A 12,134-nucleotide genomic window follows, 5' to 3' on the forward strand; every position below is an offset into this window, starting at 1 on the left:
CCCTGAAGTTTGTGGCGGCCCCCCGGCCGAACCGTCCAGCGACCCGGTACCGGGCTCCCTGTTCCCGCGCCAGCCTACCCAAGCGTGGCCGGGGTCGCGATGGGCAGCGCTCCCCCACGGCCTCACGTGCGGCCACGTCCGTGATCAGCATTGCGGGATCCCGTGGCCCTCGGGCTCGCCCAACGTGGTGTTGCCCACCTGGACGGTGCGGCCCACGAAACGGCCGTCGGGATGGGAATTGATGCGGTACCACTTGTACGTACCGCGGGCGTCGGGCACTGTACGCCACATGTAGCAGTTGACTGTGAAAGACGGACCTGAGCCGTAGATCCAGGGATAGTCGCGGACGACACCGTCGCAGGTATGTTCCGCGCCCGCCGGCGACCTCCATGAGGTTTGGCCTGAGGCAGGCGCGTCCGTGCACGTGCGGTAGCCAACGATCGAGTTGTCCCAATTAGTCTTGGCCGGCCCGGATCTGGCAGTCGCCCCGGCAACGGCTCCGCCGGTACCCATGGAGTTCACGGTCTGCACCTGGATCGAGTGAGGTTCGTCAAAGCCGCCGGTGTTCACCGTCCGGCTTCCCGACGCCGCGACCCTTTCCCAGCCCCGGCCGTCAATGTTGATCTGTGTATAGGCGACGTCGTTCGTCGCCGTCGATGGCGAGGTCCAGCTGAAGCTCAATGACTTCTGGTTCTGTCCGCCGTCCTGGCCGGACGCGGAGGGCGTGCCCGGCGAACCGTAAGGCGTGGCGTTAGCGGGGGCGCTGGAGTTTGAACTTGGCGCCACGCTTGAGTTGGCCACCACAGTGATGGAGGTGGCCGTACCGTTCGTGAAACCACCCACAGTCTGCCCGGGCCGGATGGGACCGCTCTGGCCGCTGCTGGCGTTGTAGGTGTAGCTGACCTCGCCGTACGCCGAACCGTTGCGTTCAGCCGCTGTCAGTTCCTTGAAGTTGATGGTCAGCTGGCGCCCGGCCCCTGCAGTGTCGGCAGGGGTGGCACTCACCCCTGAGACCTGGCCCAGCTTGCCGGTGGCCCGCCGGGGCGCGGAATTGGGGCTGACAGCCCCCTTGCCTGCCTTGTTCTCGGCCTGGACCGCGAACGTGTACTCAGCTTCGGAGTTGTTCGCCGTGAAGTTGGCCGTGCGCACGGTGCCCGCGATGGTCTGGGTCTGCGGTGCCCCGCCGCCACCGGCCATAGTGACGTAGTAGTTCCTGATTGCGTCCCCGTTGGTATCGGGTTCGGTCCAGTTCACCCGCAACTGGTTGGTGGTCCCGACAGAGGAGGCCACGGCTGAGGTCGGCGCCGCCGGTGCAGCCGGCACCCCGGCCGGGTTGTCTTCGGAGGAGTAAATCCCCCAGTCGGACGGGCCCAGTTCGTTGACTGCCTGGGCGCGCACCTTGTAACGCACGCCGTTTGTCAGGCCGGGCCAAGTGTAGGTCAGGCCGGTCACGCCGTTCTTCACGGCGACGCCGCCGGCAGGCGGCGGCGAGATCTCCAGGTTGTAGCTCTTGACGGCCGAACCCTCGGTCCTGGCAGCTGCCCAGTTGATGACCATGTTGGTGTCGCCGGCCTTCACCGTGGGCGCCTCGGGCGGGGACGGCTTTTCGTCGGGGCGGATTTCGTTGGACTGCGCAGACGGCTGGGAGTCGCCCACCTCGTTGGTGGCAATCACCGTGAAGACATACTTCACATCGTTGGTGAGCCCGCTGAGCGTGCAGGTGGTGGTGGCGCACTTTTGCTCGAAGCCGTTGTTGGACCGGACCGTGTATCCGGTGATCGTTGCCCCGTTATCCGACGGCGGGGCCCACTTGAGCACCGCAGTCCGGCTGCGCACATCTGTGGCGGTGGGAGCCGAGGGCGCGTCCGGCTTGTCCCGGACCGTGATCCTGACGCGGCCGTTCGCCTGGCGGGAGGGGTCGTCGGTTTTGTCCGAGACGGTGTAGCGGAGCACCAAAACACCCTTGAATCCCTCGGCGGGCGTCACCGTGACGGAATCTCCGCTACTGACCGGCTGCCCGGCGGCGGAGCCCGTTTCGACACTGACCGAAACGATCTTCAGCGGGGTGTCGCTGAAGGGATTGAAGTCGTTGGCAAGGACGTTGATCGTCTCCGCCCGGCCGGCGTTTGCCTTGTCGACAGCGTCTTCACTGGCTGTGGGGAGCGGCCTGTTGGAGGCTACAACGGTGGCCGTTACCGAAGCCTTGACCGGTTCCGAGCGGCCGTCCGTGACCTTCAGCGGGATGCTTCCCCTACGGCCCGCGGACAAGCCCGCTGCGGCACTGACTTTGAGCGTCTGCCCCTCAATGGTTGCGGCAAAGCCTTCGGGCGTAGTCCCGTCCAACTCAAATTTGAGCTTCTCCTGGTCTCCGGCGTCCACGTCCTTGGCCAGGTTGCCCAGTTCCAGGCTGGCCGTTTCGGCCTTCGGCACCTCAAGGTCGGTTCCGCTGAATGTGGGCTCATGGTTTGCTGCCGGGTCCGGGATCACCCGGGTGATGATGGTCAGGGTGGATTTCAGGCCCTGCGGATCTTCCGGGCCGGACCCGTCCGTCACTTCGAACGTCAGGGAGCCCGGGCCCACGTAGTCCTTGAGCGCCGCGTAGCGCAGGGCGTCGCCGTTTCCGGCGATGACGTTCCGGGTATCAGCGCCCTGGACGCGGACCTTGTCCGCCTGCGTTATCTGGGGTGAACGCCCTTCGCGGACCTTGACGTACTCACTGAGGTCGAGGTTGATTTCCTTGCCGGCCATCACTTCCACGATGTCGGTGCGGGCCAGGGTGGGGTGCTGTTCACCTTGGCCGGGCACCCAGATGACTGCCGTGGCGCTCTGGCCGTCAACGTCGGTGACGGTGTAGGGGACCAACTGGTCTCCCGGCGCGAGGCTGACCACAACGTTGCCGTCGCCACTCAGGCGCGCATTCGGGTTGCCGTCCGGCAGGCTGATCTTCAGATCCGCGGCCACGCCGTCGGGGTCCGAATCGTTCTTCAGGACCGGCACGTCAACGGCGGACTTGCCCAGCGTCTCAGCTGGAGTGATGACATCGTCCTTCGCCAGCGGAGCCTTGAGGGCGGCGTCGGGGCTGACCCCGACACGGATCACTGCACCGCCCTGGGCTTTTTTGTCGTCCTGGATCTTGTAACTGACGTTCGCATTGCCGGCGGTGCCGGGAGCTGTGAGCACTACCCTGCCGTCAGCAGTCTCGACGCCAAGTTCAGCCGGGGCTTCGAGGGCGTTGGAGACGAGCCCGATGGGGTCGCCGTCGGGGTCTGAATCGTTGCTGAGTGCGTCGACGGCGATCTTGCGTCCGGGGCGGACGTCAACGGAATCGTCCACGGCGATGGGTTTCTGGTTGTTGGCTTCGGGAGGTGCGATCCCCACAATCACCGTGCCGGTGTTCTCGGCGCCGATCCGGTCCCGGACGCGGTACGTGAAGGTATCTGTCCCGGCCGCCGTGCCCGTGGCGGTGAATTCGAGATAGCCATCCTTGGCCACGGCCGTGCCCAGGGCGGGTGCTTTGTCCACCCCGATCAGCTGCACGGAATCGCCGTCCGAATCGATGCCGTCCAACGGCACCGGGATCCGGACCACCATTCCGGAAACCACGCGGGCGGTGAGGTTCTTCGGCTCCGGACGGGTGTTCCGCTCGTCGTCGCGGGCGCGGATGCGGATGGTTACCTGTTGTGAATCCGACTGGCCGGATTCATTGGTCACCTTGTAAATCGCGTAGACGGTCTTCGGCACGTCTCCGGCGATGAAGCGCAGCGTGTCGCCGGCCTGGAACGTCCGTCCGTCGGCCTCGTCAGGCTTCTGTGCCAACGCCGGCTCAAGCGCGAGGTTTCCGCCGTTGGGGTCGGAGTCGTTCTCGAGGACAGGGATGGTCACCACGTCTCCCACCCGGACCGACACTTCATCCGGTTTCGCTTGCGGAGCCTGGAGCTTTGCCGGGGCCGGAACCACCAGGACTGCGATGTCGCCGCTTGCCGACGACTTGCCGTTCGAGATCGTGTACTTGACGTTAAGTTGGCCCTGAGCGCGGATGTCCGTAATCCGGATCACTGAGTGGTCCAGCACGGAAAAACTGACCGGCAACCCGTCAGCAGCTGTGACGGACTGCACCACCAGCACCCCGCCGGAGGGGTCCGAGTCGTTGCCGAGGACGTCCACCAGCACGGTTCCGCCGCTGGGCAGCAGTGCTACGTCGCGCACCGCCACGGGGGCGCTGTCCCCGTCCCCGGAAACCACGTCCACCCGGACCAGCTGCTGCGCGCTGGCGGGGCCGTTGGTCACCAGGTACGCCACATAATGGGAGCCCACGGATGCGGAGTTGAAGGTGAAGGTCTGCTGGTCCGCCCCCATGGTGGCTGTGGAGTTGCCGTCCGGGGTGACTTGGGCGAGGCGGAGCGCACCCCCTTGCGGGTCCGAGTCGTTCTTCAGTGGTGCAATCACCGTGTCGACGCCTGCGACGGCCACCACGTGGTCCGCATTTGCGACCGGCGGCAACCCGCCGGGGCCGCGCACGTCTACCGTCACCTTGCCTTCCGTGGTGGACTCGCCGTCGGAAACCGTCATGGTGACCACCTTGCGGCCGGGCTCAGTGCCGGCGTCCTGGAAGGTGAGCAATCCGTCGGGCCGGACTTTGACCTGGTCCCGAGGATCGCTGCCCGTGGCGGCGACTACATACAGATCGTCGCCGTCGGGATCGATCCAATCGGTGAGGATGTTCTGGGTGACACTTTTGCCGGCCTGCACCACCAGGGTGGTGTTGCGGTTCGGCTTCTGCCGCGGGGCCGAGTTCTCCCCCGGCGGCACGATATTGAGCGTGACGTCGGAGGAAGCGCCCAGGCCCCGGCCGTCGTCCACCGTGTATTTGAAGGTCTCGGACCCGGTTTTGTCCGCAGGGACGCTGACCTGGAAGCCGGTGGAACCGTAGATCGGGGCAAGGACACCGGACCTGATCGGATCGGGGGCACGCACGGTGAGGATGTCGCCGTCGGGGTCGGTGTCGTTGTCAAGGACGGGCAGTATCACGGTCCTGCCTGCACGTACCCCGAAGGTGTCGGGTTTGGGCACGGGGGCGCTGTTGGGTTTGGTGCGGTCCGGCAGCACGGTCTGCTGGACTTCGTCGGCGGAGTCCTTGTCGGCGTCGTCGGATGTTTCCTTGGGCGGGATGACGTCGTCCCAGTTGTTGACCAGCTGCATGTTCTGGTTCACCAGCCACACGTTGCCCGAATTCACATCGTTCAGGACCACCAGGTCCCGGTTCACCCGGAACACATACGACGGCGACGCACTCGCCTTGGGCACGTCCACGTTCTTGTCATCCACGTCGTTCGTGCAGTCACGAACGTACTTGTTGGCACCGGACCAGGCCGCGTGGACACACCCGCCCAACTGGACAGGCGCAGCCGGCACGCCTTCGCCGTCGAACGCCACCGTTTTCGCCGTGCCGCCGTCAAGGGGCTGCTTCAACAACGCCTTCTGCGTGGAAATTGCGACAAAATCACTGGCCGCACCGCCCTGCTGCAGCCTGGCCTCGCGGGCATTATCCAACTGCAGCCGCTTGCCGCCCGGCAACAACAGCTTCCCCGCCGCCGCATCCAGAACCACCGGCTTATCCCCCACCACCGTGATCTGCAGATCCCCGCCACCCTTCAGCTCCGCCCAGGTCTCAGACTCCGAGGACGTCACCGCACCATCGGCGTCAACACCCGTCACCGTCACCACACCGGACTTCGGATCCGCCGAGTAGATCCGGTCATCCCCGCCAACCGCTGAAACAATGCCTTCCGAACCCACCAGCACCGGCTCGGACGCTTCCTCATCAAACCCGTTAACCGTGGACGGCGACACCGCCCACACCTTCCCCGAAGCAGCATCAGTCACCGAAATCACCCCGGAACCAAAACTCACATCAGCGGCCCCCGGCAACTGCTTATCCCCGCCCAGCCGCATATTCGCAGGAGACACCTGGTTCAGGGTTGACCCGGTTTCGTCATCAACGAACACGTCCCCGGCATCCTGCAGGATGTCAAACGTCGTCGACGCCGGCGTCACCGCCCCATCCAAAACACGCGAAGGATAATTCAACCGCCCCACCGCATTCCTGGACTTCGACACCACCCACACACCGCCATCGTTCAATTCCACCTCAGCGGTCTTAAACCCCGGATATAACACAGCACCCGTCACCACCACAGCAACGGCGGCACCAAACGCAGTGCCGCCAATGAGCCGTCGCGAACGGAAGTGTCCGCCAGACGTTGCCGGCCTGTTTGAGCGCGCGGGTCTGCGAAATTTCACGATGTTGTTTCCCCCAGTAAGGCTCCGGCAGAGCCGGTTTCCGGCATGCTGTGGCCGGGTGTATTCCGACTATATCGGCATTCACCATCAATTGGATAAACTCTTTGCTTACCTTTTACGGGCCGCTGTCAGTCCAGGACGAGCCCCTTGCCCAGGCCGCGGGTGAGGCGGACGGGCAGAATCTCGCCGAAGCCACGGACGTTCTCGGCAGGCCGGGGCACCATCACAAAACGCTCATCATGCTCCAGGGCCGATGCCGTCATGGAGTCCACCAGCACGGTTCCCGGATCCGCGAGCGACGTCAGCCGCGCCGCCAGGTTCACGGTGGGCCCGTAGATGTCCCCAAGCCGGGACAGGATCCTGCCCCACACCATGGCCACCCTGGCTTCCGGCAGGATTTCATCCTCGGTGAAGGCTTGGGCCAGCGCGAGCGAAATTTCCGCTCCAGCGGCGGGAGTTTCTGCAATGTAGAGGACTTCGTCGCCCACGGTCTTAACAAGCCGTCCACCGCCCACTGAAATGATTTCGGCGCATTTGTTCTCGAAGCGCTGCACCATGCGGGCCAGTGTTTTCTCGTTCATGCGCCGGGACAGGCTGGTGTAGGAAACCAGGTCCGCGAAGCCGACGGCGCGGGCCAAGGGCAGCGGGGCGTCATCTTCGTCACCCTCGCGGCCTTCTTCGCTTGCCTGCAGCCCGGCCTCGGCGCGGACCGCCAGCCGCTGGACACCGGCGTTGAGCTGGCGCCGCCAGGAGTAGACGAGCATTTCCTCCAAGGCGTCCACCAGGGCGGGAAGCTCGTTGACCAGGCGCTTGCGGGCCACGGCGTCCGTGACGCCCTGCTCGTGCACCATGTCCTCCACCAATGCCTCGATCTGCCACACCACCATGCGGTCCGTCATCTGCCCGATGGAGCGTGTGACGGAGATGGCTGCCTCCTCCGTTAGCTTGCCGGAACGGACCAGGTCCACCACGGTGGAGAGGGCCGCCTGGTCGCGTTCGGTGAAGGCAACATCCTCGTCCCCGAAGTTGGGGAAGCCCAGGGCGCGCCACAGTTTGCGCGCAGACAGCAGGGACAACCCTGCACCGGCAGCGACTTCGCGGCGGCGGAGCTTGCGTTCCCCGCCCAGCAGCCGGGACTCCAGTGCCTTCATGGCGAGCCGCTCGGCGGACATGGTGCCGGTGGGAGGGTGGGCGTCTGCCGCCGGAGCGGGCGCGATGGATCCGACGCGTTCCTGCTGGTCCTCATCGTTCATCCAATCCACCTTCTCTCATTTCCCACGGCAAAACTCCGGCAGGGTAATCCGTTGGCCCGCCGGGCTGGACATCCTGTTCGTCCGGCAGGTCCTCGATCGCGTCGAGGATGAAATCCCGGAACCTGGCTACCTCCGGCACGTCCGGGAACGTCACCACTGACTGATATCCGGCTTCCAAGGATATATTCCCCGAGCGGAAGAGTCGTTGCAGGACCGATTCATGGACAGTCAGGTTGCGGACCGACGCCAGGTTCACTTGCTGGTCCCGCCGCTTCCACATCCCGGACCGGGCCACCAGCCTCCTGCTGGTCAGCGTGTACCGCGTCCCCTGCCAGCGCAGCAGCCGGGGCAGGCAGAAACCCAGCCACACGGCGGCAGCGGCCAGCACGCAACCGCCCACCAGCCAGGGGGTCCAGCGGCCGGAAAGCGCGGGAACTGCCCTCGCGGCGCCGCCGCGGATCAACCAGGCGGAACAAAAGGCAGCAACCGCCGGGGCGAGGATAAACGCAGCTGCAGCGCCGGCCAGCTGCCGCGGCTGCGGGCGGGTGGTCACAATGACCTGCTCGCCCGGCAGGAGGTTTTTACGCATAACCGCCTTGGCCGGCAGCATCCGGGGAAGTCCATGGCCGAAGATGCACCACGTCCCCGGCGGTGACCACATGTTCCCGGGAGTCCCGGTCCACCACCAGCAGCGAACCGTATTCGTCGAGCCGTGAAGCGTGGCCGATGATTTCGTGGTCTCCCGGAAGCTGGGCCCGCACCTGCTTGCCCAGGGTGACCATGACTGCCTCCACCCGCTTGTGCAGGGAAGCCCCGCCCGCCATCCCTGCCGCCGGGTCGCCGTCGGCGTTGCAGAAGCTGCGGTACAGCGCGGAAAAGTTTGAAAGGTAGCTTTTCAGGAGCACCGTGCGGTCCTCGGTCCGGGCGCCCTCCAGCACCACCGATGTGGCAGTGGGAACAGGCAGCTCACCGGCGGTGAGCGTGACGTTGAGGCCGGTGCCCAGGATGACCGGCGGCACCGAGCCGTCCACCATGGGGCCCAGCTGCGCCAGGATGCCGGCGATCTTCTTCCCCCGGACCAGGACATCGTTGGGCCACTTCAGTTCGGCGGGAATGCCGGCCGTTTCGAGGAGGGTTTCGCGCAGGGCCAGGGCCCCGATCAGTGACAACCAGGAGTAGCTTTGGGTGGGCAGCGGCCGCCCCTCGGCGTTGGCAGGTCGCAGGACAACCGATACCGAGAGGGAGCTCAGCGCCGGCGCTTCCCAGTGCCTGTCGAGCCGTCCGCGCGCCGCTGTCTGGTACTCGGCAGTGAGCACGGACAGATCCGGCCAGGCGGCGGGCTCCACTGTCACTGACCGCAGGAGGTCTGCATTGGTGGATCCGGTGGAGTCCACCACGTCAAGCCGGGGGATGCCGGTGGCGGACAGGAAGCGCTCGTCCGCCAGGTCCCTCCGGCTCAGGGGCGTACCGGGGGTGTGTGCGTCATCCATAGCTAAATCCTACCGAGCTAAATCTGCCGGCAGGCGACTGTCCCCTGCGGAAGCCGCCTAAGGGGAAGATGGCCCTAGAGGAAGATGTCCGGGACCAGCCCTTCCTCCGGGGCCCCCAGGCTGTAGGGACGGAAATCCGTCACTCCCGCCGCTGCCAGGACTTCCTCGTCCGTATAGAAATTGCCGCTCGCCGCACCGCCGGCCGCAAGGTTGGCTCCCGTGAGGACGGCATGGGCGGCATCAGCCATGATCTGGGGCCCGCGCGCCGCCTGGACCATCTGGTCCCCGTGCGGCATGTTCCGGATGGCTGCCGTGTCGATCAGGGTGCAGGGCCACAGCGAGTTAACACGGATCCCGTCTGCTTTCAACTCCTCCGCAAGCCCCAGCGTGGTGAGGCTCATCCCGTACTTGGCCATGGTGTAGGCCAGGTGTTTCCCGGCCCAGTGCGGATCAAGGTTCAGCGGCGGCGAGAGGGTCAGGACCTGCCCGGCAGTGGATGCGCGCAGCGCGGGAAGTGCCTGCTTGGACAGCAGGAACGTGCCCCGGACATTGATGTCCTGCATGAGGTCGTACCTTTTCATGTCCACAGCGTCGGTACGGGACAGGTCAATCGCGGAGGCATTGTTAATGACGACGTCGATGCTGCCAAAGCGGTCCACGGCAGCTGAAACAGCGCGCGCCACGTCGTCGTCGTTCCGGACGTCACCCACCAGGGGAAGTGCCTGCCCGCCGGCGGCCACCAATTGCTCCGCCGCGGTGTAGACCGTGCCCGCAAGCTTGGGGTGCGGCTCGCCGGTCTTGGCCATCAGCACGATGTTGGCGCCGTCCTGCGCTGCACGGACGGCGATGGCCAGCCCGATTCCGCGGCTTCCGCCGGAGATCAAGAGTGTACGTCCCCGCAGGGAACCGATGGCCTGGTAGGGGCTTGCCGGAGCTCCCGAAGCATCATTGCTCAAAGTCATGCAGCCACTCTAACGCAGTTATGTTACCGGCGAGTAACTTGCTGTCCCGGGCTGCGGCACGGCAGAAAATTGTAGGTTTTCTACAGCTGCCGGCGCCAGAAGCGTCACTAGACTAGCCAGCAGGGTTCGGTCTTTGTGTGGATGCTACTTAACTCCCCGCATCAGACCTGCCAGCAACAACAGCGCCACTGGACCAATCTGCTACAGAGCCGGAGATATTTGATGAGCCACGATCTGACAACGACAGCGGGAAAGATCGCCGATTTCCGCGACCGCCAGGCCCGTGCCGAACAACCCTCCGGCCCTGAAGCGATCGAAAAGCAGCACGCCCGCGGCAAGAACACCGCCCGCGAGCGCATCAGCCTCCTGCTGGATGAAGATTCATTTGTTGAGTTCGATGCCCTGGCAGTGCACCGCTCCACCGCCTTCGGCATGGACAAGAAGAAGCCGCTGGGTGACGGCCTGGTCTCCGGCTACGGCACCGTGGACGGCCGCCCCGTGGCGGTTTACAGCCAGGATTTCTCCGTCTATGGCGGCTCGCTGAGCCAGGTCAACGGCGAGAAGATCGTCAAGGTGCAGGAGTTCGCACTCCGGAACGGCTGCCCGGTGGTCGGCATCCTGGACGGCGGCGGCGCGCGCATCCAGGAGGGAGTCGCTTCCCTGGCCATGTTCGCGGACATCTTCCGGAACAATGTCCACGCCTCAGGCGTGGTGCCGCAGATTTCCCTCATCATGGGCCCCTCTGCCGGCGGCGCGGCCTACTCCCCCGCGCTCACCGATTATGTGGTGATGGTGGACAAGACCTCGCACATGTTCATCACCGGCCCGGACGTGATCAAAACGGTCACGGGCGAGGACGTGGACATGGAGACGCTGGGCGGCGCCCGCCAGCACAACGCCACCACCGGCACGTCCACCTACCTGGCCCAGGACGAAGCCGATGCCATCGAGTTCGTCCGCGAACTGCTGGACTTCCTGCCCTCCAACAATCTTTCCGAGGCACCTGTGCTGGAGCACCAGCAGGAACTGGAGGTCGACGACGACGACCTCGCCCTGGACACGCTCATCCCCGATTCGGCCAACCAGCCCTACGACATGCGCAGCGTTGTTGAACAGATCGTGGACGACGGCCACTTCCTGGAAATGCAGGCCCTGTACGCCCCCAACGTGATGATCGGCTACGGCCGGGTGGAGGGCCACACGGTGGGCATCGTAGCCAACCAGCCCCTGCAGTTCGCGGGGACGCTCGATATCGCCGCGTCGGAAAAGGCCGCACGCTTTGTCCGCCACTGCGACGCCTTCAACATTCCCATCATCACCCTGGTGGACGTTCCCGGCTTCCTGCCGGGCAAGGACCAGGAATTCCAGGGCATCATCCGCCGCGGCGCCAAGCTCCTGTACGCCTATGCCGAGGCCACCGTTCCCAAGCTCACCGTGATCACCCGCAAGGCCTATGGCGGTGCCTACATCGTGATGGGCTCCAAGAAGCTGGGCGCTGACCTCAACCTCGCCTGGCCCACTGCGCAGATCGGCGTCATGGGTGCACAGGGGGCTGTGAACATCCTCTACCGCCGCGATCTTGCCGGGGTTGCCGAGGCCGGCGGAGACGTCGAAGCGCGGCGCGCCGAGGTCATCCGCCAGTACGAGGAGGAGCTTCTGAACCCGTACCAGGCAGCCCAGCTGGGCTACGTTGACGCCGTCATCGCCCCTTCCGAAACCAGGACCCAGATCATCAAGGGCCTGCGGGCGCTCCGCGACAAACGTGCCAGCCTGCCCACCAAGAAGCATGGGAACATCCCGCTGTGAGCCCCGCCCAGCCCGAACAGCCGGTGGTTGAGGCTGCCGAAAGCCCCGAACCTCTGCTGTCCGTTGTCAAGGGCCAGCCCACGGCCGAGGAACTGGCGGCACTGACCGCCGTCGTCCTTTCCCTGGGCGGCGACGAACCGGCCGGGGCGGACAAGCCGTCGGTCCGGCACTGGGTCCGCCGCCAGCAGCTGCGCCTGGCCCCCACGCCGGGACCCGGCGCGTGGAGGCGGAGCGGCGGCTAGAAGGCGGTCTCCGCCCCACCGCCTCGCTGACCTCGCTTCGTCCCCGCCGGCTCCCAAATCTCGCTTCGCTCCACTTGGGTC

At 65.5% G+C, this 12,134-nt stretch carries 7 protein-coding genes; 2 read left to right on the forward strand and 5 right to left on the reverse strand.

The genetic code is table 11. The features are described 5' to 3' along the window. Window positions 1-144 precede the first annotated feature (144 nt). The 5 genes from QF047_RS13950 to QF047_RS13970 all read right to left on the reverse strand — a co-directional run bounded on the left by QF047_RS13950 (window position 145) and on the right by QF047_RS13970 (window position 10,005). Window positions 145-6,147 (reverse strand): Ig-like domain-containing protein, encoded by a 6,003-nt coding sequence (locus QF047_RS13950; protein ID WP_307278089.1) that lies wholly within the window; start codon window positions 6,145-6,147, stop codon window positions 145-147. A gap of 281 nt (window positions 6,148-6,428) precedes the next feature. Continuing rightward, window positions 6,429-7,553 carry an adenylate/guanylate cyclase domain-containing protein gene (locus QF047_RS13955; protein WP_306638773.1) on the reverse strand — a complete coding sequence of 375 codons (1,125 nt, stop codon included), beginning with the start codon at window positions 7,551-7,553 and terminating at the stop codon, window positions 6,429-6,431. Continuing rightward, entirely contained in the window at window positions 7,543-8,142 is a 600-nt protein-coding gene (locus QF047_RS13960; RefSeq protein WP_307278094.1) for a PH domain-containing protein, read from the reverse strand. The genes QF047_RS13955 and QF047_RS13960 overlap by 11 nt, the downstream gene beginning before the upstream one ends. Next, entirely contained in the window at window positions 8,135-9,043 is a 909-nt protein-coding gene (locus QF047_RS13965) for a biotin--[acetyl-CoA-carboxylase] ligase (protein WP_306638769.1), read from the reverse strand. The genes QF047_RS13960 and QF047_RS13965 overlap by 8 nt, the downstream gene beginning before the upstream one ends. Before the next feature lie 74 nt (window positions 9,044-9,117). Further along, entirely contained in the window at window positions 9,118-10,005 is an 888-nt protein-coding gene (locus QF047_RS13970) for an NAD(P)-dependent oxidoreductase (protein WP_307278099.1), read from the reverse strand. A gap of 222 nt (window positions 10,006-10,227) precedes the next feature. Here QF047_RS13970 and QF047_RS13975 point away from each other — a divergent pair, with 222 nt between their 5' ends. Both QF047_RS13975 and QF047_RS13980 read left to right on the forward strand, forming a co-directional pair. Then, window positions 10,228-11,811, forward strand: coding sequence for an acyl-CoA carboxylase subunit beta (locus tag QF047_RS13975; RefSeq protein ID WP_306638766.1), 1,584 nt, complete (start codon window positions 10,228-10,230; stop codon window positions 11,809-11,811). Beyond that, on the forward strand, window positions 11,808-12,053 hold the full coding sequence (locus QF047_RS13980; RefSeq protein WP_306638764.1) for an acyl-CoA carboxylase subunit epsilon: 246 nt from the start codon (window positions 11,808-11,810) through the stop codon (window positions 12,051-12,053). Before QF047_RS13975 ends, QF047_RS13980 begins: the two co-directional genes overlap by 4 nt. The last annotated feature ends 81 nt before the right edge of the window (window positions 12,054-12,134 follow it).

This window comes from Arthrobacter sp. W4I7, assembly GCF_030816215.1.
In the GTDB taxonomy this organism is placed as follows: Bacteria; Actinomycetota; Actinomycetes; order Actinomycetales; family Micrococcaceae; genus Arthrobacter; species Arthrobacter siccitolerans_A.

What these genes read in the sequence shown, in the direction of transcription:
- QF047_RS13955 (WP_306638773.1), bottom strand. Translation starts at nt 7,553, where the DNA reads ATGAACGATGAGGACCAGCAGGAACGCGTCGGATCCATCGCGCCCGCT.
- QF047_RS13960 (WP_307278094.1), bottom strand. Translation starts at nt 8,142, where the DNA reads ATGCGTAAAAACCTCCTGCCGGGCGAGCAGGTCATTGTGACCACCCGC.
- QF047_RS13965 (WP_306638769.1), bottom strand. Translation starts at nt 9,043, where the DNA reads ATGGATGACGCACACACCCCCGGTACGCCCCTGAGCCGGAGGGACCTG.
- QF047_RS13970 (WP_307278099.1), bottom strand. Translation starts at nt 10,005, where the DNA reads ATGACTTTGAGCAATGATGCTTCGGGAGCTCCGGCAAGCCCCTACCAG.
- QF047_RS13975 (WP_306638766.1), top strand. Translation starts at nt 10,228, where the DNA reads ATGAGCCACGATCTGACAACGACAGCGGGAAAGATCGCCGATTTCCGC.